Origin of the sequence: Amycolatopsis lurida (genome assembly GCF_900105055.1) — a bacterium.
In the GTDB taxonomy this organism is placed as follows: domain Bacteria; phylum Actinomycetota; class Actinomycetes; order Mycobacteriales; family Pseudonocardiaceae; genus Amycolatopsis; species Amycolatopsis lurida.
This window is the reverse complement of sequence record NZ_FNTA01000004.1, coordinates 2,389,604-2,409,803: the sequence shown is the minus strand read 5'-3', so window position 1 is coordinate 2,409,803 and position 20,200 is coordinate 2,389,604. Positions and strand designations below refer to the sequence as shown.

General features: G+C 69.0%; 26 protein-coding genes. 12 read left to right on the top strand and 14 right to left on the bottom strand.

The window, feature by feature from the left end; translation table 11 throughout:
- Positions 1-202: 202 nt before the first annotated feature.
- Entirely contained in the window at positions 203-1,084 is an 882-nt protein-coding gene (locus BLW75_RS16305) for an oxidoreductase (protein ID WP_034313686.1), read from the bottom strand.
- An 88-nt stretch (positions 1,085-1,172) separates the two neighbouring features.
- Here BLW75_RS16305 and BLW75_RS16300 point away from each other — a divergent pair, with 88 nt between their 5' ends.
- From BLW75_RS16300 to BLW75_RS16285, 4 genes are all read left to right on the top strand, one after another.
- Positions 1,173-1,820 (top strand): response regulator transcription factor, encoded by a 648-nt coding sequence (locus BLW75_RS16300; protein ID WP_034313470.1) that lies wholly within the window; start codon positions 1,173-1,175, stop codon positions 1,818-1,820.
- A 276-nt stretch (positions 1,821-2,096) separates the two neighbouring features.
- The gene (locus tag BLW75_RS16295; RefSeq protein WP_034313468.1) at positions 2,097-2,411 is read left to right on the top strand and encodes a hypothetical protein; all 315 of its coding nucleotides are present in this window, start codon (positions 2,097-2,099) and stop codon (positions 2,409-2,411) included.
- A gap of 35 nt (positions 2,412-2,446) precedes the next feature.
- Complete coding sequence (locus BLW75_RS16290; protein WP_034313465.1) at positions 2,447-3,658, top strand: peptidoglycan-binding protein; 1,212 nt, start codon at positions 2,447-2,449, stop codon at positions 3,656-3,658.
- A gap of 78 nt (positions 3,659-3,736) precedes the next feature.
- Positions 3,737-4,147 (top strand): hypothetical protein, encoded by a 411-nt coding sequence (locus BLW75_RS16285; protein ID WP_034313463.1) that lies wholly within the window; start codon positions 3,737-3,739, stop codon positions 4,145-4,147.
- A 4-nt stretch (positions 4,148-4,151) separates the two neighbouring features.
- Here the strand turns inward: BLW75_RS16285 and BLW75_RS16280 are convergent, their stop codons facing one another.
- The gene (locus tag BLW75_RS16280; RefSeq protein WP_034313461.1) at positions 4,152-5,138 is read right to left on the bottom strand and encodes a glycosyltransferase; all 987 of its coding nucleotides are present in this window, start codon (positions 5,136-5,138) and stop codon (positions 4,152-4,154) included.
- A 91-nt stretch (positions 5,139-5,229) separates the two neighbouring features.
- Complete coding sequence (locus tag BLW75_RS16275; protein WP_034313458.1) at positions 5,230-5,856, bottom strand: TetR/AcrR family transcriptional regulator; 627 nt, start codon at positions 5,854-5,856, stop codon at positions 5,230-5,232.
- A gap of 111 nt (positions 5,857-5,967) precedes the next feature.
- Between BLW75_RS16275 and BLW75_RS16270 the strand changes: the two genes are divergently transcribed.
- Positions 5,968-7,320 (top strand): flavin monoamine oxidase family protein, encoded by a 1,353-nt coding sequence (locus BLW75_RS16270; protein WP_034313456.1) that lies wholly within the window; start codon positions 5,968-5,970, stop codon positions 7,318-7,320.
- 56 nt (positions 7,321-7,376) lie between these two features.
- Here BLW75_RS16270 and BLW75_RS16265 read toward each other — a convergent pair whose 3' ends face one another.
- The gene (locus tag BLW75_RS16265; protein ID WP_034313453.1) at positions 7,377-8,198 is read right to left on the bottom strand and encodes a hypothetical protein; all 822 of its coding nucleotides are present in this window, start codon (positions 8,196-8,198) and stop codon (positions 7,377-7,379) included.
- 197 nt (positions 8,199-8,395) lie between these two features.
- Positions 8,396-9,136, bottom strand: a complete 741-nt coding sequence (locus BLW75_RS16260; protein ID WP_034313451.1) for a hypothetical protein — start codon at positions 9,134-9,136, stop codon at positions 8,396-8,398.
- Between the two features lie 114 nt (positions 9,137-9,250).
- Here BLW75_RS16260 and BLW75_RS43955 point away from each other — a divergent pair, with 114 nt between their 5' ends.
- Positions 9,251-9,382, top strand: a complete 132-nt coding sequence (locus BLW75_RS43955) for a hypothetical protein (protein WP_277814967.1) — start codon at positions 9,251-9,253, stop codon at positions 9,380-9,382.
- Positions 9,383-9,520: 138 nt separating this feature from the next.
- Here the strand turns inward: BLW75_RS43955 and BLW75_RS16250 are convergent, their stop codons facing one another.
- From BLW75_RS16250 to BLW75_RS16240, 3 genes are all read right to left on the bottom strand, one after another.
- On the bottom strand, positions 9,521-9,961 hold the full coding sequence (locus tag BLW75_RS16250; RefSeq protein WP_034313448.1) for a hypothetical protein: 441 nt from the start codon (positions 9,959-9,961) through the stop codon (positions 9,521-9,523).
- A gap of 104 nt (positions 9,962-10,065) precedes the next feature.
- A complete protein-coding gene (locus BLW75_RS16245; RefSeq protein WP_034313446.1) occupies positions 10,066-10,347 on the bottom strand; it encodes a hypothetical protein in 282 nt (93 codons plus the stop codon).
- 17 nt (positions 10,348-10,364) lie between these two features.
- The gene (locus tag BLW75_RS16240; RefSeq protein WP_034313443.1) at positions 10,365-10,631 is read right to left on the bottom strand and encodes a hypothetical protein; all 267 of its coding nucleotides are present in this window, start codon (positions 10,629-10,631) and stop codon (positions 10,365-10,367) included.
- Between the two features lie 154 nt (positions 10,632-10,785).
- On the opposite strand from BLW75_RS16240, the gene BLW75_RS16235 reads away from it, so the two are divergent.
- Genes BLW75_RS16235 through BLW75_RS16225 form a run of 3 tightly spaced genes read left to right on the top strand, consistent with a single transcriptional unit; the run spans position 10,786 to position 12,778 of the window.
- A complete protein-coding gene (locus tag BLW75_RS16235) occupies positions 10,786-11,208 on the top strand; it encodes a helix-turn-helix domain-containing protein (protein ID WP_034313685.1) in 423 nt (140 codons plus the stop codon).
- A 2-nt stretch (positions 11,209-11,210) separates the two neighbouring features.
- On the top strand, positions 11,211-11,693 hold the full coding sequence (locus BLW75_RS16230; RefSeq protein ID WP_034313440.1) for an ImmA/IrrE family metallo-endopeptidase: 483 nt from the start codon (positions 11,211-11,213) through the stop codon (positions 11,691-11,693).
- Positions 11,690-12,778 (top strand): MAB_1171c family putative transporter, encoded by a 1,089-nt coding sequence (locus tag BLW75_RS16225; protein WP_034313438.1) that lies wholly within the window; start codon positions 11,690-11,692, stop codon positions 12,776-12,778. The genes BLW75_RS16230 and BLW75_RS16225 overlap by 4 nt, the downstream gene beginning before the upstream one ends.
- Before the next feature lie 3 nt (positions 12,779-12,781).
- Here BLW75_RS16225 and BLW75_RS16220 read toward each other — a convergent pair whose 3' ends face one another.
- Genes BLW75_RS16220 through BLW75_RS42825 form a run of 3 tightly spaced genes read right to left on the bottom strand, consistent with a single transcriptional unit; the run spans position 12,782 to position 15,133 of the window.
- The gene (locus BLW75_RS16220) at positions 12,782-13,453 is read right to left on the bottom strand and encodes an RlpA-like double-psi beta-barrel domain-containing protein (RefSeq protein WP_034313437.1); all 672 of its coding nucleotides are present in this window, start codon (positions 13,451-13,453) and stop codon (positions 12,782-12,784) included.
- Positions 13,453-14,961: a glycosyltransferase family 2 protein gene (locus BLW75_RS16215; RefSeq protein ID WP_091597726.1), complete on the bottom strand. Its 1,509-nt coding sequence runs from the start codon at positions 14,959-14,961 to the stop codon at positions 13,453-13,455. Before BLW75_RS16215 ends, BLW75_RS16220 begins: the two co-directional genes overlap by 1 nt.
- 4 nt (positions 14,962-14,965) lie before the next feature.
- Complete coding sequence (locus tag BLW75_RS42825; RefSeq protein ID WP_158005383.1) at positions 14,966-15,133, bottom strand: hypothetical protein; 168 nt, start codon at positions 15,131-15,133, stop codon at positions 14,966-14,968.
- A gap of 254 nt (positions 15,134-15,387) precedes the next feature.
- On the opposite strand from BLW75_RS42825, the gene wecB reads away from it, so the two are divergent.
- Both wecB and BLW75_RS16200 read left to right on the top strand, forming a co-directional pair.
- Complete coding sequence (gene wecB, locus BLW75_RS16205) at positions 15,388-16,599, top strand: non-hydrolyzing UDP-N-acetylglucosamine 2-epimerase (RefSeq protein ID WP_091597723.1); 1,212 nt, start codon at positions 15,388-15,390, stop codon at positions 16,597-16,599.
- Positions 16,596-18,323: a DUF2334 domain-containing protein gene (locus tag BLW75_RS16200; protein WP_091597720.1), complete on the top strand. Its 1,728-nt coding sequence runs from the start codon at positions 16,596-16,598 to the stop codon at positions 18,321-18,323. Before wecB ends, BLW75_RS16200 begins: the two co-directional genes overlap by 4 nt.
- A 40-nt stretch (positions 18,324-18,363) precedes the next feature.
- On the opposite strand, the gene BLW75_RS16195 is transcribed toward BLW75_RS16200, so the two are convergent.
- Positions 18,364-18,561, bottom strand: coding sequence for a hypothetical protein (locus BLW75_RS16195; protein ID WP_034320203.1), 198 nt, complete (start codon positions 18,559-18,561; stop codon positions 18,364-18,366).
- Positions 18,558-18,800, bottom strand: coding sequence for a hypothetical protein (locus BLW75_RS16190; RefSeq protein WP_034320200.1), 243 nt, complete (start codon positions 18,798-18,800; stop codon positions 18,558-18,560). The genes BLW75_RS16195 and BLW75_RS16190 overlap by 4 nt, the downstream gene beginning before the upstream one ends.
- A 285-nt stretch (positions 18,801-19,085) precedes the next feature.
- On the opposite strand from BLW75_RS16190, the gene BLW75_RS42300 reads away from it, so the two are divergent.
- The gene (locus BLW75_RS42300) at positions 19,086-19,364 is read left to right on the top strand and encodes a hypothetical protein (protein WP_143055328.1); all 279 of its coding nucleotides are present in this window, start codon (positions 19,086-19,088) and stop codon (positions 19,362-19,364) included.
- Here BLW75_RS42300 and BLW75_RS16180 read toward each other — a convergent pair.
- On the bottom strand, positions 19,361-19,972 hold the full coding sequence (locus tag BLW75_RS16180) for a gamma carbonic anhydrase family protein (RefSeq protein WP_034320194.1): 612 nt from the start codon (positions 19,970-19,972) through the stop codon (positions 19,361-19,363). The genes BLW75_RS42300 and BLW75_RS16180 overlap by 4 nt on opposite strands.
- Positions 19,973-20,200: the final 228 nt, after the last annotated feature.

Here is a 20,200-nt window from a genome sequence, read left to right as displayed (position 1 = left end):
CCGGACCGGCCGATGATGCGCGGGTGTCTACAAAGGACACATCAGTGCGGCGACATGACCGATTTATGCCATACGCAAGGTCTCGCGAGGGGGCAAACCGGACCGCGTCCCTCACCGTGTGGATTTGGGGGCGTTGGATGACCCGAAATCCACACAGTCCGGCGAGACCGTCCCTGTCACGACCACCCGGACCGGCCGCCCGCTAGCCGACACCGTCGAGCAGGGCCAGCTCCTCCTCGCTCAACCGCAGGCCGCCCGCCGCGACGTTCTCCTCCAGATGCCGGGGGTCGCCGGTCCCGGGGATGGCGAGCACGTGCGCGCCGCGGTGCAGGGTCCAGGCGAGCCGGATCTGCGCCGGGGTCGCGTCGTGCGCCGCGGCGACCTTCGCGACCTCGGCCTGCCCCGGAACGGCGTCGGGCGTGGCGGCGCCGGGAAGCGAAGTGGTGACGGCGAAGAACGGCACGAACGCGATGCCGTGTTCGCCGCACAGGTCGAGCAGCGCGTCGTCCTCCCGGTCGGCCAGGCCGTAGCGGTTCTGCACGCAGACCACCGGAGCGATCGTCAGAGCCTCGGTCAGCTGTTCCGCCACGACGTTGGAGACACCCAGATGGCGGATCAAGCCTGCCTCGCGCAGTTCCGCCAGCGCGCCGAAATGTTCCGCCACCGAGCCGGGCTCCTTACCCATCGCGGCGCCCCAGCGCAGATTGACGACGTCGAGGTGGTCGAGACCGAGCTGCCGGATGTTCTCCTCGACCTGGCCGCGGAGCTGATCCGGGCGCGCGAAGGAGAATTCGCCGTCGCGGTCGCGGCCCGCGCCGACCTTCGTGGTGATCACGAGGCCTTCGGGGTAGGGCTGGAGCGCGGTGGCGATCAGTTCGTTCGCCGAGCGCGTGGGCGTGAAGTAGAACGAAGCGGTGTCGATGTGGTCGACGCCGAGTTCGATCGCGCGGCGCAGGACGGCGATCGCGCTTTCGCGGCTCTTGGGCTTCTCGTCCCATGGCATCCCGGTCAGCCGCATCGCGCCGAGGCCGAGCCGGTTGACGGTCAGGTCCCCGAGCCGCCAGGTTTCGTGAAAGTTCGTCATGACCACCAGCGTCGTGACGAGGCCTTCCGTAGTCAGAAAATGGCAACAACCTGCCACCCCGTCGCGCGGTTGAGGCAGTATCGATGCCATGCGGACGAGTGATGCGGTGACGGTCGTGCGCGGCGAAGAGGAGCTGTTCCGCCGGGTCGGGCACCTGTTCTCGACCGTGACCGACCTGGCATGCGCCGCCAACGACCTCGCGACCTGGGTCGCCGCCCACGGAGCAGGCGAGATCGCCGAGCGCCGGGCAGGCGAGGTCCGGATCCGCAAGATCTACCGGGCCGGTCTGCTGCTCGACCCGGGAGCCGCGCAGGAGCTCACGAGGGTCCGCGACCGGCATGGAGCCCAGGTCCGTATTTCCACCGAGGACGTCAACGAGACGATCGTGATGGACGGCAGGCTCGTCATCCTGGCCGGTGACCTCGTCGCCGGGCAACGCGGATACAGCGTCATCACCCAGCCCGAAACCGTGCAGGGCGTGATGTCGCTGTTCGAGGCGACCTGGCGAGCGGCGACCGAGCTCGACGTCTTCGACACGCAGGTGTCCGAGATCAGGCGCCTCGCGCCCGCGGTGCTGGACCTGCTCGGCAGCGGTGTCAAGGACGAAGCCGCCGCCCGGAGCCTCGGCCTCGGCGTGCGGACCTACCGGCGACGGGTGGCCGAGCTGATGGCGGCGCTGGGTGCCGAGTCCCGTTTCCAGGCGGGCGTCCGGGCTCGCGAACTGGGTTTGGTCTAGCCCCACCTGACCGGGTGAGAAACAGCTACGGAAAGTAGCTCCTGGAACCCGGTATCCCGCTGTCCACCGGCGCCGAGAGGGTAAGATCTTGCCGCCGAGGATGCCGGTGGAAACTTCCGGGAACCAACGCGCCGCCGGATGCGTCGGTGTACACGAACGGCGTCATCGCGTTTCGGGAAACGGCGCGCACACGTGGGTGTGAACTCATAGGGTGCGCGGGTAGACATCGTGGGTCAGGCAAGCACGCGCGCAGGCGCCGGACTGGAGGGATCATTCATGACTCGCCGATTCGATCCAGAGCAGATCGCCGCGCTGGCCAAAAAGGTCGGCGGGCTCAAGGACGGCTACAGCGGCGCGGGCAAGGACCTCGGCGACGGTGATCCCGGCGGCGCGTTCGGCGACCTGAAGAACGCGGCCAGCACGGGGACCACGATGAAGGGTTTCCACCGCGGTGTGAACGCCGAACTGGCGGCCGCCGCGAAGCTGGTCGATGCCGCGTCGAACGCGCTGGCCAACGCCGCCCAACGCATGCGGAACGACGAAGCCGCGGGTGTCGACACCCTCCGCGGCGGCGCCCGCGAGCGGGACTGATCGGACTGAAGACGGGAACCAGGGGGATTTGACCGATGACCACCGCGGAGCGGAATCCGAGCACGCTCGACGACCCGTCGCACGACCGTCCGAAGTCGTTGGACGCCATCGACAAACACGCCCAGCAGGCGCAGAAGCTCAATTCGAGCGCGGTCAACGACCAGGCGAGGAAGGTCGGCGGGGCGGCGACGAGGGCGAACGACCTCGGCGACGACCTCAAGGTCTTCCGCGACGACGTCCTGCGCAACTGGGAGGGCAAGGACGCCGACGCCGTCGCCGAACACCTCGAAAAGCTCGGCAAGGCCAGCTACAAGGTGAGCGACAAGGCCGAGGCCGCCAAGAACATCCTCCAGCGGGTTTCCGAGATCCTCGACGAGGTCAAGAAGAAGGTCGCCCAGCTCGCCCAGGAAGCCAACGACAAGGACGCGGACAACCGCAAGCTGATCGACGCGGCCCGCCGCCGGAAGAACAGCTCGAAGGACGACAACGAGATCGCCTCCGCCGCGACGGACATCGAGCGGCTCCGGCAGCTCAACGAAAAAGACTCGAACGGCAAGAAGGACGAGATCGAGAAGGCGCTGGACGACGCCGAGAAGCAGATCGACGATCTCCTCAAGCCGCTCGGCCTGGAGATCGAAGGCGGTTTCATCGAGCTCATCCCCGCCGACGACGGCCAGACCACGGCGTCGAGCGTCAACGCGAAGCCGGTCAACTCCAACGTGGGCAGCGCACCCAGTTACGGCGGGGGAGACGGCGGCGGTGGTGGAGGCGGCGGCGGTGGCGGTGGCGGCCCCGCCGGGGTGCCGGGCGACGGCAGGCCCGCGAAGCCGATCGACGCCCGGGGCGACAACCCGGCGAAGATCGCCGAGCAGTTCCTCGGCCGCAACGCCGGCGACCTCAAGGGCAGCGGCGAGCTGCCCGCCATGCAGTCGTGGGTGCCCAACAACGTCAACTGCGCGAACTTCGTTTCCGGCTGTCTCGAGGCGGCGGGCCTGATCGACAAGGGGCAGGCCAGTGCCTCGGTCGCGGGCCTGACGGCCAACCTCGAAGCGGACGGCTGGAAGTCGGTGCCGCTTTCCGAAGCGAAACCGGGCGACGTGGTGATCTCGAACAACGGCGGGCACGTCGTGCTGTACGCGGGCGATGGCCAGTTCATCGGCTCGAACAACGTCAACCCCGACGGTTCGCAGAAGATCAGCATGGGCGGCGGTGGCGGCCTCGTGAAGATCCTCACCCCGCCGACCTGATCCGACAGACCGCCAGAGCAGCACCGGGCAGGCTGACGCGTTCGCTCGCGTCGCTGCCCGCCAGTGGGAGGTAGCTCGATGTACACCCCGTCCGCACGACCCGTCCCGGTGTCGCTGAACCCCGGCGACCCGGTCCGGGAAGCGGTACTCCAGGCCGCCACCGCCCGGCTCGACCAGGAATTCGGCGATCGGGTCCAGGTGGCCGTGGAACAGCTCGACCGGCTCGGTCCCTGGGTGTTCCTGCAGGGGACGATGCGCGGCACCGAACCCGGTCGGTCGTACTACGCCGGCACCATCTGGGAGAACAAGCGGGCCGACGGCGTCATGTCCGACGTCTACGTCGCCCTGCTCAAGAAGAGGAGCGAAACGGGCGTCGACGACGACGCGCGGTCCTGGCGGGTGGCCAACTGCGCCATCGGCCCGACCGACGTCGCCTGGCTGACCTGGCCGGACGAGCACGAAGTACCGCAGGAGCTGTTCGGGTTCTGACCCGTCACGAGGTCCAGTCCGGCAAGGCGCGGGCGATCTCGCCGGGGGAGGGCATCAGGGCGATCTCCTCGGCGATCGCCCTGGCCGCGTCGCGATGGGCGTTCCGCCCCAGCAGGCTCCCGACACGTTCGGTGACGGCTTCCGCGCTCGGCAGGCCGGGCTGGAGACTCAGCGCGGCACCCGCCGCGCACAGGGCCTCGGCGTTGGCGAACTGATCGGCCCCCTGCGGGAGGATCAGCTGCGGGACGCCGACGGAAAGCGCGCCGAGTGTCGTGCCGCTGCCGCCGTGGTGCACGACCACGTCGACCTGCGGCAGCAGGTCCGCTTGCGGGATCCACGCCCGCACCGTCACGTTGTCCGGCACGGTGCCGAGTTCGTCCGGGCGGACCCGGCCCGAGGCGACCACCACGTCCGCGCCGAGCGGAGCCAGCCCGCGGATCACGGTGCCGAGGAGTTCCGGCGTGCCGAAGGCGGTGCCGAGCGTCAGGTAGATCAGCGGGCGGGCGGACTTCTCGACGCGCCACGGGGGCACCGCGGGTTCGGAGTAGGGCACCGGGCGCAGTGCGACACGTTCGGCCGTCGCGAGGAAGTTCTTGTCCTGCAAGGACTGTGGGCAGATGTCGAGATGCGGCCGGTCGGGCCTCGTCGGCGGTTCGAGCCCGATCCCGTCGGGGAACATGCGGCCGAATCCGTGCCAGAGGCCAGGGATCCCGGCGCGCTCCGCGGCGATGGCCACCCCGGGCTGTCCCCATTCGTGCACGACCAGGTCGGGCCGTAGCCGCGCCAGTGCCGGCTCGAGGTCCTCGGCGTAGATCTCGTAGAACGCGTCCGCCGGGCGGAAAGGCCTGAGACCGTTCCTGTGCAGAGGCGGGTGGACGTTCTCTCCGGCGGCGAAATGTACTTCGTGCCCGGCGTCCCTGGCGGCGATCGCGAGCGGGATCAACGGATAGGTGTGGCCGACCGAGGCAAGGCTGGCGAAGAGAATCCGCATGCGTTCCATTCCGGATGTCTGAAACAGATGTTGAGAACATCTGAACGGTAGCACAGGAGTGAACTCGGACAGGTGACCTACAATTCCGGCGCTAGCGCGGATGCCTGGTGCGCGCCGCGACGGGCTGCGGGTCCGCCAATAACACGACCATGTCCAGCGCTCGTTCGAGATCGCCGTGGGCGCGCACCGGATCCGGGTTGGCCACGTACTGCAGGATCAGGCCGTCGACGGAGGCCAGCGCGAGCCGGCCCAGCGTGTCGAAGCCGACTGCGCAGCGCTCGCCGGCGGCGATGGCCGCCTGTTCGCAAAGCCTGGTCACGAGCGAGATGTAGCCGTCGTACTGGGAACGGGCAAGGTCCGGGGCCTCGCTCCGCAACGAGTAGCTGGAGAGCTCGTACTGCAGGATCTGCAGTCCGACGTCACCCTCGACGAGTTTGTCCCAGAACGTCGTCATGCCCGTCCGGAGCGCGTGCTCGAAACCTCTGTCCGGGTCGAGGCCGCTGCGCAGCGCGTCGGAGATGTCGTCGACGATCGTGCCGATGACCGCGCGCAACAGTTGGTCCTTGCTCGGAAAGACGTAATGGAGCGTGCCCAGCGAGATCCCCGCTTCGGCGGCCACCGCGCGAAGAGTGGTCCCGGGTACGCCGACGGTGCTGAGCACCCGGATCGCCGCGGTGACGATCTGCCCCTCGCGTTCCGCCGCCTTCACGTAGGCCATCCGGCTTCTCCTTCGTCGACAGTGTCCGAGTTTCGCATATCGGCTCTTGTGCCGGATGGAGCCCTGCCTTAATTTGAGTCGGACAACCGACCGACAATTTGGGAGTCTGCGGTGCACACAGTCGATGTCGTGGTGATCGGAGCGGGCCTCGCGGGGTTGACGGCCGCTCGCGCGCTGACCGGCGCGGGACGCACGGTCGCCGTGCTGGAGGCAAGGGACCGGGTGGCGGGCCGCAACCTCGGTCGTGAGCTGGTCAACGGGGTCCCGGTCGAACTGGGCGGTCAGTGGATCGGCCGGACGCAGACCGAGGTCCTGAACCTGGTCGCCGAACTCGGCCTCGAAACGTTCCCGACCCACGACGACGGAGCGGCGGTGACGATCTACCACGGCAGGCGCACCACCTACGCCGACGAAACGTTCGGGCTGTCCGGTCAGGCGGCGCTCGAAGTCGGCCGGATGAAGGTCGAACTCGAAGCCTTGGCGGGCACCGTGTCGCTCGCCTCTCCGTGGACGTCACCCGAAGCCGCGGAGCTGGATCGCAAAACCCTGGACGAATGGCTCCGCACCGCCACGGACGACGCCGAGGCCCTCGCGTTCTGGGGAGCCGTCGTCGCCGCGGTGTTCTCCGCGGAACCGGCGGAGATGTCGTTGCTGCACTTCCTGTTCTACGTCAAATCCGCGGGCTCGCTGGACATCCTCGTCGGCACCACCGGTGGTGCGCAGGAACTGCGAGTCGTGGGCGGCACCCATCTGATCTCCGAGCGGCTCGCCGATCGGCTGGGCGACGTCGTCACGCTCGGCGCACCGGTTCGCGGCATCGCCCACCACGCGGACGGGGTCGAGGTGCGCCACGACGGCGGACTGATCGCCGCCCAGCGGGTGATCGTGGCGATCCCGCCCGCGCTGGCCGGACGGCTGCACTACGAGCCGGCGCTCCCCGCGGCACGCGACGGGCTGACCCAGCAGATCCCGATGGGCAGCGTGATCAAGGTCCAGGTGGCCTACCCGGCGCCGTTCTGGCGCGACGCCGGGCTCAACGGGTTCGCGTTCAACCTGGACGACCCGCTGTGCGTCACCCTGGACAACTCGCCGCCGGACGGTTCCTGTGGCGTCCTCGTCGGCTTCTTCGAGGGCGCCCACGCCCGCGAGGTCGCCCGCCTGTCGCCCCGGGAACGCCGCGAGGCCGCGGTGGCCACGCTGGTGAAGCAGTTCGGGCCGGAAGCGGCGGAACCGATCGATTACGTCGAACAGAACTGGATGGAGGAGGAGTACACCCGCGGCTGTTACGGCGGCCGCCTCGGCGCGGGCGGGTGGACCCAGTACGGCGCCGCGCTGGCCGCACCGGTCGGGCGTATCCATTGGGCGGGCGCGGAGACCTCCGACATCTGGAACGGCTACATGGACGGCGCTGTCCGTTCCGGGCATCGCGCCGCGGCCGAAGTGCTCGCGCTTTTGGAGCGGTGAACGCCGAAAACCGGTGGCCGGGTGGATTCCCGGCCGCCGGTTTCCGTTTTTCGGTGTCAGGGGCGGTAGATCTCCTTGACCGTGGCGATCTGGTCTTCACCGTTCACCCTGATCTGCGCGAGCACCGGGTTGCCTTCCCGCAACTGCTGGATCAGCTGGTCCTTGCCGCACGGCAGGTCGCCGTGACCCTCGTCGTCGATGGTGACCGATTCGCCAGGGCACAGGGTGGCCGCGCTGAACACCTCCGCACCGGGTTCCAGCGGAAGCCGGTACGTGTTGCCGTCGGTCATCAGCTGGAAGCGGACCATCCGCAGATCGGCGTCGTATCCGGTGAACCGCACCCGCTGGGTGGTGTTCGGGAACTTCCGGTCCTGCTCGACCGGTGCCTTCCCGGCGCCCGAGGGCCTGGTCTCCAGCTGCAAGGAGCTGTTCGGCACGCCGCAGACCACCTCGGTCCCGGTTTCCGTCAGCCGGGCGCAGGTCCATTTGCCCCGCACGTCGAGCACCCGCTCGCCGGGGCCTTCTGCCTGCGGCAGTTTCTCGTAGTACTCGGTGATCACGTTGTACGCCTCGGTGCAGCCCGGCGTCGTGCCGTCGGTCGCGGCCACCGCGATCAGATCCATTCGCGGCCGCCCGGGGGCGCCGACCTGGCCGCCGTGCTCGCTGCAGTTGACGTCGCCGCCGGACGGCTCGGCGTCGGAACCACCGGCGGCCGCTCCCCGGCCACCGCCCGTCTGAGCCTGTTCGACGGCCGCGTTCTTCACCGGAGAACCATTTCCGGCGACATTGTTCCCGCCGCATGCGGAAAGGAGTGCGGTGGCGGCGAGCGCCCCGCCCACAATGGCCGTCTTGATGGTCTTCTTCGCGGTGAATTTCATTTCAGCGCCCCTCTCGCATTCCTTGGTGAAGCTTTGTCCGGAAGACGCCGGAAGCGAAATGGGGTTGCTTCGGAAAGCACGTGCGGCGCAGAGGTGCCCGAAGGTTCGGACCGCCGTGTCCGCGAGGGCACGACCTCGGCTCGGCGCGCAACCTCCCCGGCGTGGAACGCCGGACGCCGGGGAGATCGCGAAGCCGGTTACGGGATGACGCGGTTGCGCAGGTTGTTCGGGTACGGGCCTTCGCCGTGGATGTTCAGCTCGTTGCTCACCTCGAAGCTGTAATACGGATGCGAACTGAAATAGCTGTCCAGATTGGTGCCGCCGAAGCAGATCAGATCCGCGCCACCGGCCGCCCTCGGCCCGTTGCACAGGCTGAGCGTCGGATAGCGGAAGGAATCCACCGGCCGGAAACCGGCACCGCCGGGGCCGGGAACGGGCAGGTGCCCGATCAGTCCACCCGGGTCACCCGGCCAGTTCGACTCGACGGGCTGCCGCCGCCCGTCCGCGAACAGCACACCCTGGATGTTCCGACCGGGTGGTTCGGTCTCGAGCACCGTGCCCGCGACGAGCGCGCCGAGACTGAATCCGACGATGTAGACCTTCGTTTCGAGGTCGCAGCCATAGGTGACATAGAGGTTGTAGAGCGCCGTCCGGAGGTTGGCGACCCCCGCGTCGACATCGGCGTACAGATTCACGTCCCCGGCGCCGTTGGGATACGGAATGCGCACCGGGTCGGCGCCGCCGGGAGCGAACGCCCGGTCCAGGAGTTTCTGTGCCCCGCCGTCCTGATATCCCGGCACGACGAACATGACGGGCCCGCACGGGCCGTCGGGTCGCGCGGGCGCCGCCTGTGCCGCTCCCGATCCGGCGATGGCTCCGGCCAGGGTGACGGCGGACAGGACGGCGGTCGCGAACAGACGTGCGCTGGCTCTTTTCATCGGTTTTCTCCCCGCTGTCGGATTCCTCGCCGAACGCTAATGAGCCCCGATGAAATGCCGATGAAATGCGGGTAATTGCAGGTGCCGTACCCACTTTCGGGTGAAATTGTCGTCATGGACTCAAGTGGTTTTCCGTGGGCTCAGGCCCTGATGTTGACGCTGACCGGCCGGGAGCCGGTCCACGGGGTGCCGCCCTGGAGCGCGGAGGAGATGCCGACGCGGGTGGAGCAGTTGATGACCTGGTAGTGCAGGTTCCTGACTGAACAGGCAGGCCACGGCTCGGACAATGGTTCGTTCAGGGCTTGCGCGAAGACGGCGAAAGGGTTATTCCACGGATGGCGATCGCTTGTGTCCTCTGTGGACGAATGTGACCCGTCGCTCGGGTCACCGGCGGCCGGCGGCCAGGATGACGAGGAACTGGCCGCCGCCCGGCTCGACGCCCGCGGTCACCGGCAATCCCGGTACCAGGCGGGAAAACCGGTCCTCGAGCCATTCCGCCGCTTCTTTGGCGTCTTGCTCGGTCGGGCAGCGGGCCACCAATTCCCGGCCTCCCTTGCGCTCCAGCCGTCCGGCCACGGTGATCAGCGGCGCGGGTTCGACCACGTGCAGACGGTCCGGCCAGGCGATGACCACTTTGACCGCGCCCTTGCGGGTGTTGCACCCGCGATGCGCGAGCCGCTCGGCGATCTTGGCCTTCCGATCGGCGGTCCGGCTGTCGACGCTCGGCCCGCGCGGGTCGTTCACCGACATGTCCGGGTCGACCGGTTCGTCGCACACCCAGCAGCGCCAGCCGTCGCGCTCGGCCACGTCATCGAGAAGACTCATGCGATCAACCTAGCCTGCCGCTTCGCGCGTTCACCGGGGCGCGGGTGTCGCGAAAGCCACTTTCGGGACGTCTGGTGTCCCGAAAGTGGCTTTCGCGGTGCTGCCTACTTCGTGCAGTGGATCCCGGCTTCACCCCGGTACATCACGGAGCTGATCCTCACCGAGTACAGGTGGATGGTCACGCACCGCTCCTGCGCGAACCCGTACATCGAAGCCTCGTTGTAGGCCTGCAGCAACGCCGTCCGCTTGGCCGAGGCCGACGTCTTCTCCACGGTGGTCCCGAGGAACGCCCGGGTCTCCTCGGCGCTCGCCACTCCCGGTGCGAGTGTCATGAGTCCCGCGAGGACCACGGCGGCCCCCGTGGCGCGGGCGATCGTTCTGTTCATGATTTCCCCTCCTGATTTCATCGCTGGCAGTAGAGCCAGACGGTCGCGCTGTAGTAGCTCGTGTGCGATCGGACGTCGGCGCTGCGCCGATAGCACTGCGAGTCCAGCCAGCCGGTGTTGCGCGCGAAGGTGCGGGCGACCTTCTCCGCCGAGCTGATGGCGTCCGCCGGGTACGGTCCGATGCCGGTGGCGTGGAAGTCCCCCGTCTCCACGGCGAAAGCGGGCGGCGCCGACAAGGTCACCGCGGCCACCGCCAGTGCGGCCGCGGTCAGCAACTTCTTCATGCGTGCTCCCCTCTGAGTCGTCAGCCAGAATCGACTGACTCCCTTCAGTCATTCATCTCAGCTAACGTGATGACCGTAAGGGAGTGTCGGATCGACTGTCAACTCATGTGAACAGCAATCTTGAAGAGATTCATTTCAGCTTACAGAGGTGAAGATGACCGAACCACGGGCGACCACGCTCACCGACCGGATCGACCGCCTCTTCCAGGTGGTCCGGCGGCCCAACGGCGAGCAGCACAGCCACGAGGAGGTGGCGCGGGCCTGCCGGGAGAGTACCGGCGAGTCCTTTTCCGCCGCCTACCTCTGGCAGCTGCGGACGGGCCGCCGGGACAACCCGACCAAACGGCACCTCGAAGCACTCGCGGCGTTCTTCCAGGTGCCGCCCGCGTACTTCTTCGACGACGAACAGGGAAGGGCTCTTGCCGAAGAGGTCGAGTTGCTGGGAGCGTTGCGCAACACCGCGGTGCGCAACCTGGCGTTGCGCGCGGTGACGCTGTCCGAGGAGGGGCTCGGCACCGTGTCCGACATCGTCGAGGCGATCAAGCGGCGCGAGGCCATGCGTGACCAGGGGGAGTAGCGATGTTCGGCAGGAAGAGCGCGCTCTGGCGCAGATGTGAGCGGATCGCGGCCACCGTGCGGCTACCGGAACCGTTCGACGTCACCACGTTGTTCGGCGAGGTCGCCGCGATGCGCGGGCGGCCCATCGAACTGGTGGCGCTCGAGGCGCGGCCGGGTGCGCCGTGCGGGGTGCTCGCGGCCACCGATCGGGCGGACTACGTGTTCTACACGCGGGACACGTCTCCGTTGCACCAGCGGCACATCCTGCTGCACGAACTCGGCCATCTGCTGTGCGGGCACGTCGAAGGCGAGGTGCGGCCGGAGGCGATCGCCGCGATGGTCGCGCCCTCGCTTTCGGTGGACCTGGTCCGCCGCGTCCTCGGCCGTACGACGTACGCGGAGGAGCAGGAGAAGGAAGCCGAACTCTTCGCGTCGTTGCTCATGCGCCGAGCCGTGAGCGCCGGGCCGGAATCCGATCGGCTGCGCCACGCCCTCGGTTCGTGATCAGCTATCTGTCCGCCGCGCTGCTGGCGTCGATCGGCGTCGCCCGGCTGGTGGCGGTTCGCGCCGGGCCCCGGCATCTGGCCACGTTCTTCCTCAGCATGGCGGCAGGCCTCGCCGTCTCCGCCGACGCCACGGTCCGGTTGCTCGGCGACGTCCTGCTCCCGCGGCTGGTCACCAACGCGCTGCAACTGCTCGCGATGCGCGCGCTGGTCCAGGTGGTCCGCAGTACGCGGTCACCGGAAAAGCCGACGCCGTTCTGGCCGATCGTGCTGTGCTGGGCGCTGATGGCCCTGTGCTACGTGGACATCGTCCCGCATCGGCTCGAGGTGGGCACGCCCGCGTTCCAATGGCGCTTGAGCGTCGTCGCGTATCAGGTTGTCCTCACGACGTACGGGGTCGCGTGCCTGGTGATATTCACGCGCACGCTGGCCCGCAGCGCCGCTGCCCGTCCACGAGGGACCTTCCGGACCGGCCTGCGGATCCTGATCTGTGCCGCCGTCGCGACCATCGTGTGGGTGCTGTTCTCCGGGCTTCCCTCGCTGTGGCTGGAGATCACCGACCTCGCGGACCTCGATTTCATGCCCCGTGCCCGCCTGGTAGGACTCTGCGCGATGGTGCTGTGGGTCCTCGGTGGGCTGTTCACCACCTGGGACGGCGCGCTCCGGCTGGCGCGCGCGTGGCGGGGGATCCGGGCGGTGACACCGTTGTGGAAGGAACTCGTCGCCGCGCATCCGCAGATCGCGCTCCCCGTGCGCCACGATCTCGAATTCACGTTGTACCGCAGGGTGATCGAGATCCGTGACGGTCTGCTCGCGGTGCGGGCACACGTTCCGCCGCAGCTCGGCGACTGGCTGCGCACCCCGGTCGACGAACCCACGCGCGCCGCCGCCGAACTCGCGGCGGCGCTGGTGATGCGTGAGGCGGGCCGCAGCTGGCCGCACCCTCCGGCGGGGCCGGACGGTGCGCATCCCGGCGTGCGGGAGGAAAGCGCCTGGCTGAGCCAAGTGTCGTCCGCGTTCACGCACTCCCTCGTCGTGCGGGAGGTACGGGAACGGGCTAGGGCCGAGGCCGAGCGCCTTTCCTGACGGTCAAGGCCTTCCGAGTTCGAGTGTGGCGTTGTGCAGCGACGAGTACATCGGATCCGAAGTGAAGTCCGGCCCGGTCTCCTCGCCGAGGTAGACGTCGATGTGCCGATCGCCGCCGAGACCGGGGGTGAACTCGTCCATGATCCGCCAGGAGGCGGACCGCAGCCGGTCGCAGACACCCGCGTCGATCGCCGTGCCGTCCTCCGCGGTGCCGCAGCCGGTGATCCGCAGTTCGCGCCCGGCGGAGAGGACGTTCGGATCCGCGGCGGCGGAGACGAACGGCTCCAAGGGACGCCCGTGGCTGTCACGGGGCGCGTTGTCCAGCCAGAAACCGGTGTCGTGCGACCAGTTCAGGTAGCGGCCGGCGTGCCGCCCGCTGACGATGCGACCGGTCCCTTCGTCTTCGACGGCCTTCACGAACCCTTCGGGGTAGCGCCCCAGGTTGTCGTCACCGCGTTCGCAGTCGATCACCAGACAGCCGGTGACCGGGACGGGGTCTTCGTCGTGATGTGTTTCGACGGCGGTGTAGTACACGGTCACGTACCACCCGGCGGACGACTCCTTCCCGGAGTCGCCGCGGTCGATGGCGGAGGCGGCGGCGAGGGCCAGCACGGCGGCCGCGAGGGCGAGAACGAGCTTGTTCCGTTTCGGGCCGCGCCGGTGCTGACCTGCCATCACACTCGCTCCAGTCGCTGTGTCGGTTCGGCTTCGGCCAGTGGATGCGGCACCGGCCGGGTCCGCTCGGCGGCGGACAGGACCTCCGCGGGGATCGGCTGGGTGACGCTGGGATCGACCGTCGCCGGTGGAGTGGTCGGGCGCGGCAGCGGGAGCGGCACGGAGGCGGGTGCGGGCATCGGCACCGGCATCGGCACTGACATCGGCACTGACGGCGCGGCCTGGCCGTCTTCGGCCAGCCGTTCGGTCTTGGCCCAGCCGTTGCGTCCGGACAGCAGCCGGAACAGTGCTCGCCACGTCGCGATGATGCCCAGCGCCAGGAACCACGGGTAGAGCAACCCGGCGAACAGGCAGCGAAAGATGTTCTCGTCGCGGAGCCGGACCCAGTAGACCAGTCCCCAGAGCAGGCTCGGCAGCATGGCCAGCCCCACCAGCATCGCGGCCGACGTCGGCAGAGTGTCCACTGTGGCCACCAGCCCGCCGAGCGTGCTTCCGGTGGCCAGCGCCACCGCGGACGCCGCGACCAGCCCGACCAGCAGCAGCGACATGGGCACGGTCAGCCAGGGCGAGAGCAGGTAGATCAGGAAGTCGGTGAGGCCGAAGCCGCTGACGAACCTCGACGTCGTCAGCCTGCGAAGGTGCCGGAAACATTGCAGATTCCCTTGCGCCCACCGGGTTCGCTGACGCAGCAACCTTTTCACGTCGGTCAGTCCCTGCTGGGTGACCCACGCGGATTTCGTATAGCGCACGCGGATCCCGTCCAGGTGCAGGCGCAGACCCAGTTCCAGGTCCTCGACAAGGCAGGCCGACCACGGTCCCGGGTGGAACCGGGCGAGGACGGACAGCCGGGTGAACTGGCCGTTGCCGCCCAGCCCGACACTGCCGACCAGGTCCCGCAAGGACTGCGCGGAGTCGGCGATGGCACCGAATTCCAGGTCTTGGAGCAGCGCCAGCGTTTTGTGCCGGTTGTGGATGCGCACGCGGCATTGCACGGCACCGACCGATTTCTCCGCCATCAGCTCGGCGATCTCGTCGAGCATCCCTTCGCTGCAGCGGCCGTCGCCGTCCACGATCCCGACGATCGTCTGCTCGATCGTGCCCTCCCTGCGGGCGATGTCGAGGATGTAGCGGTACGCGGTGTTGAGGCCCTCGCCCTTGCCTTGCCGGGCCATCGGGAGCTCGCGGCGCAGTACATGCAGCCGCGGATCCCTGATACCGGCCAGAATATGCGGTGTCGCGTCGTCGGAGGCGTCGTCCACGACGACGACCCGCACCGGCGTGTACCGCGTTCCGGTGGCCAGCGCGTTGCGCACCGTGTTCGCGATGACGCGTTCCTCGTTCAGTGCCGGGATGACGATCCAGAACGGCACCGGATCCGGCGTCCGGCGCACACTGCGTGGTCGTTGCGGGGACCGCCAGGCGAACACCGCCAGGACGAGGTTCTGCAGCGGCCACCAGATCAGGACGCCGACCATGATGGTCGCGATGACGGACAGGCTGGTTTCCATTTCGCTACTGCCCCCTTTCCGGCGCGGGCGCGATTCGGACGAGAATCGCGCGAGCGGCGAAAAGCAACAGAACAAAGGCGGCGAGCGACAGTGGCAGCCAGGGTCCGGCGCTCGCGGTGACCCCCATGGTCGCCGTCGCCCCGACCGCCGGTCCGATCCGGATCACAGACATCTTCTCCCCCAAAAGTCGGAATGCTCAAATCCTTGCGCTGAAAGGATTGCGCGTGATGCGTCCGGGCCCCCAGCCGATCCCGCATCGTCGACTACGACGTGAAGAGTCGTGCCCCGGTTCCCTCGATCGGGTGAGGAAATTCGCCGGGAACCGGACAGAACCACTCTGCGTCGCATCGGGCACAGCGCCCCGCACAAAGGATCATGCGAAGTGAGCGGAGTCGCGGAAAAGAATATTCGAACCTTGGGGGAGTAATGGTTTGGAATGAACAAGGAACCGACGTGACCCGGCCGCGGGTGTGGCTTGTGATGGGGACCCGGCCGGAGGCGATCAAATTGGCGCCGGTCGCCGGGGCGATCGCCGCGGCGGGCCGGATGGAACCCGTGCTGGTCGCCACCGGGCAGCATCCGGCGATGGTCGATCAGGCACTGGAGACGTTCGGTGCCCGCGCGGACGTCACGTTGCCGTTGCACCGCCGCGACGGTGGCCAGCCCGAACTGCTCGGCCAGATGCTGACCGGTCTGGACGAGCTCGCCGACCGTGAACCGCCCGCGGTGGTGGTGGTCCAGGGGGACACCACGACCACCCTGGCCGGCACACTCGCCGCGTTCTGGCGCCGGATACCCGTGGTGCATCTGGAAGCGGGCCTGCGCTCGTTCGATCTGGCCGCGCCCTTCCCGGAGGAGCTGAACCGGCGGTTGGTCACCCAGGCCGCGTCCCTGCATCTGCCGCCGACGCCTGCCGCGGCCGAGAACCTGTCGCGTGAACTGGTCCCCGCCGAGCGGATCGTGGTCACCGGCAACACTTCGGTGGACGCGATCCGCGCGATCGCCGACCGCGGGGCGGTGGACTACCGCGACGAGCGGGTCGCCGCGGCCGTGGAGGCGGCCACCCGTGGCAAGCCGCTGGTGCTGGTGACCGCGCACCGCCGTGAATCCTGGGGCGAACCCCTGCGCCAGGTGCTGCGCGCGGTCGCCGAACTGGTCGCCCGGCATCCCGAAGTGCACGTGGTCCTGCCCGCGCACCCGAATCCGGCCGTTCGTGAGCTGGTCGGTGCCGAGCTGGGCGACGTGCCTCGCGTGGTGGTCACCGAGCCGCTGCGCTACGACGAACTCGCCGGCGCGCTCGCGGCGGCCACGCTGGTCCTGTCCGACTCCGGCGGGATCCAGGAGGAGGCCCCGACCTTCGGGGTGCCGGTGCTGGTGTTGCGAGAGGTCACCGAACGGAGGGAAGCGGTGCACGCGGGCTGTGCGCGGCTGGTCGGCACCGACCGCGAGCTGATCGTGCGGACGGCGTCGGAACTCCTCGCCGACCCGCGGGCCAGGGCGGCCATGATGAGCAACGGCAATCCGTTCGGCGACGGAAAGGCTGCGTCGCGTACCGAGCTCGCGCTGGCCCGGTTGCTCGGCCTGAGCACCGAGCCGGTGGAGGAGTTCGCCGTGCTTTCGGGGGGTGTACTGGTATGACCGGGAAGCGGAAGGGACACCGGCGCCGTCGAACGCCCGCCGGGCTGAGGTTCGCGGCGCTGGCCGTCGTCGTCGCGACCGGGCTGGTGATGCTGGTCGTGTACACGCGCCCGGCGAGCGCGATCCTGGCGTCGCCGGCGGCCGCGCCGGTCTCGCTCGGCGACCGGCTGGCGATGGGCAGCGAGGTCGGCAGTCCGGGGCCCGGCGGGAACCGCGACCACCGGACGCTGGTGGTCTACGACGCGGGCGAGCGGGACGCGCCGAACCCGCCCGCGAGCGCGGACGAGGCCGGAATGGCCGAGGCGCACGCGATGCAGACCGCGAACCTGGTTTCGCGGGCGGGCAGCTGGACGATGCGTGCCGCGGCCGACTACCGGGCCGGCGAAATCGGCGGATACCAGGCGCTGGTCTACGTCGGCGCGATCAGCGAGGCCGCACTGCCCGCCGCGTTGCTCACGGACGTGGCGGCCGCGAAGGTGCCGGTCATCTGGATGGGCGAGAACATCCATCGCCTGGCGGAACACGACCCCGGCATCACCGCGCGCTGGGGATGGACGCCGGTGGGCCGCACCCCGACCTCGCCGACCGAGGTCCGCTACAAGAACGTGCCGCTCGAACGCAACCCCGAGATCGGCTCGGTTCCGTTGGTACGCCGGGAAAACCCGGCGGTCAACGAAGTGCTCGCGGACGGCGTGACGGGCGGGGAGCACACTCCGTGGGCAGTGCGCTCCGGGACTTTCACCTACCTCGCGGAAGCGCCGTTCTCCTATGTCAACGAGGGAGACCGGTACCTCGCCGCCGCCGACATCCTGCTCGGCACACTCGCTCCGAAGACCGCGGAACGGCACCGCGCGCTCGTGCGGATCGAGGACATCGGGCCGCGTACCGACCCCGGCCAGATCCGCCGGATCGCCGATCTCCTCGGCGGGCAGGGGATTCCGTTCTCCCTCGCGGTTTATCCGTACTACGCGGACCCGCACGGCGTCGCCAACGGCGGCAGGCCGACCTTCGCCCGGCTCGTGGACAGCCCGGCCTTGGTCGACGCCCTGCACCACGCGATCCGGCGCGGCGGGACGATGATCATGCACGGCTACAGCCATCAGTTCGAGGAGATGGCGAACCCTTACGGCGGGGCGAGCTCCGCGGATTACGAGTTCTACACGGCGATCGTGGACCAGAACAACCATGTCGTGGAGACCGGCCCGGTCCCCGGCGATTCCGCCGAATGGTTCCGCGGGCGGATCGCCACCGGGCTCGGCGAGTTCCGCCGGGTCGGGCTGCCGGAGCCGGAAGTGTTCGAGTTCCCGCATTACGGCGGTTCCGCGGTGGACTACAAAGAGGTCAGCTCGCATTTCGCGGCGCGCTACGACCAGGGCAGCTACTTCGCGGGATACTGCCCCCGCGGCGCCTGCGGGTCCACCTCGACCGTGTCCTATCAGAACAAGTACGGTCAGTATTTCCCGTACCCGGTAAGGGATGTCTACGGCGCGGTGGTGATCCCGGAGAATCTGGACCATATCGCGCCGGAACCGTTCAACCAGCATCCGGCCCGGCTGCCCGCGGACCTGCTCGCCGACGGTGCGAAGTCCAAAGTGGTCCGAGACAACGTGGCGAGCTTCTTCTTCCACCCGTTCCTGCCGCTGGAACACCTGAGCACGGTCGTCCTCGGCCTCCGGGCGCAGGGATACGAGTTCACCACCGCCAGCGAGGTCGCCCGCGGTTGAGCATCGGCCGGCGCCCCCGGATCAGGGCGCCGGCCGCCGCTCAGGCACCGGTGACGAAGATCCGGGCGATACTCCCGTCCGCCCACACCAAGCCGAGCCGATTCCCGGCGAAGTCGTAGACGACCGTGGCTTCGCCGTTGGCGCGGTTCACCCAGCTGTTGTGCGGCACGGCCCCATGCGCCCGCACGTAGGCATCGACGGATCCACGATGCCCACCGAGGTCGAGCCCGGAGATCACGCGGTCCGCACTCGGGCAGCGCGCGACATCGACACTGCCGTCTCACCGGACAACGGCACCGGGCCGCCCTTCGGATCGGCAAGGCCGAGGGCGGCTCCGAGGAAGAACCTGTGTTCCGGCAAAGCCGCCCGGCGCCGCAACGCGATCTGCGCAGTCGTGTTCCCAGCGGGAATCGCTTTCGCTGTCTCGTCGAGGCGGTCGAGTTCGGCGACCAGTTCGGGGCTGTCGTCTCTGGCCATTCGGTTCTCTCTCGTCTGAGCCGCAGTCGTATCCGGTTCGCGAACAGACAAGCATTCCTTCGATCATCGTAGTGGCGGGGGTGGGGTCGGAGACTGGCCAGCGGCGCAGCGGACCTCCCGCTACGGCAACCGAGGCAACCCTGCCCACACTGACCGAAACTCTTGATCGAGCGATGTTCTTCGGCGGCAACGCGCCGGGCCGCGCTGGCCGAGCTGTATCGCCTGCTGGCAGCGGGGTTTCGCCGTTCGCCGGATCCGCGGGTGGCGGGCTGTTAGGGTCCGGCCATGCGGGTGTGGTGGTGTGGCCTGGTCGTGGGCTCGGTCGCGCTGCTCGGCGCGTGCGCCGGAGGCGGGTCGGGAAAGGGCAAGGTGGTGCCCTCGACGACGGCGACCATCCCCACGACGGGCCTCGCGCGGACGACGACGCGGCCGCCGGAGACCCCGGCGACCACCACGACGCAGCGGACGACGCCCACCACGACAGCTCGCACCACGACTCAGCGCAAGACGACGACCGCGCAGCGTCCGGCGACCCCGCGCCGCACTCCGCCCCGGACACGCTAGAGCACGACGTCGTCCTGGTGGGCGCCGAATTCGGCCGAGCGTGTTTCGGTGGCGTGTTCGGCGCGCCGGATCCGGTCGGTCCAGGTGGCTGTGGCTCCGAACGCGGTTTCGGCGAAGCCCACCTCGCGGATGGCGTCGGGCAAGGCCGGGTCGCCGGCGGCGAGCAGCCGGACCGGGCTGCCCAGCGCGACCGTGAAGGGCGGTACGAAGTACTCGGCCGGGGTCTCGGTGCGCGCGTGCACCAGGGCGCCGACCGCGACGGTGGTGCCCTCGCCGAGCCGCGCGGTCTGCAGCACGGTCACCGCTGTCGCCAGGTAGGAGCACCGGCCGACCGTGCACCCCAGCAAGGTCGCGTGCGGGCCGACGAGTACGTGATCGCCGACGTCGACCGGTTGCGGTCCGGCCACCGCGGACGCGCGGAGCACGGCGTGCTCGCCGATGATGCCGTATTCGCCGATCGTCACCCGTGAGCCTTCGGCGTCCAGCACGGCGCCCGACAGAACACGTGCGTGTGCGGCCACTTCCACGTCCCCGATGAGGGTCGCGGTCGGCGCCACGTAGGCGTCGGCGTGCACCCGGGGCTCCCGGTCACGATGTCGAATGCGCATGTCCGGACGCTACGAAGGGATCACCCGCGTCGCTGGCGGTTTTCCGACGTGGCGTTCGACGGCCTCTGCGCGGCAGGGCTCGTCGTGGAGCACGGTGCGTCCACAGTGGACTATATCGGTGACGGCCTTGGGCGGCGCCCGCGCGCGTTTCCCTTCTCGGCAACGGCGTGTTCACCGAGGAGCTCGCTTACCGGCTTGGCGCAGTCGTCGGCCTGCTCGTGAAATCGT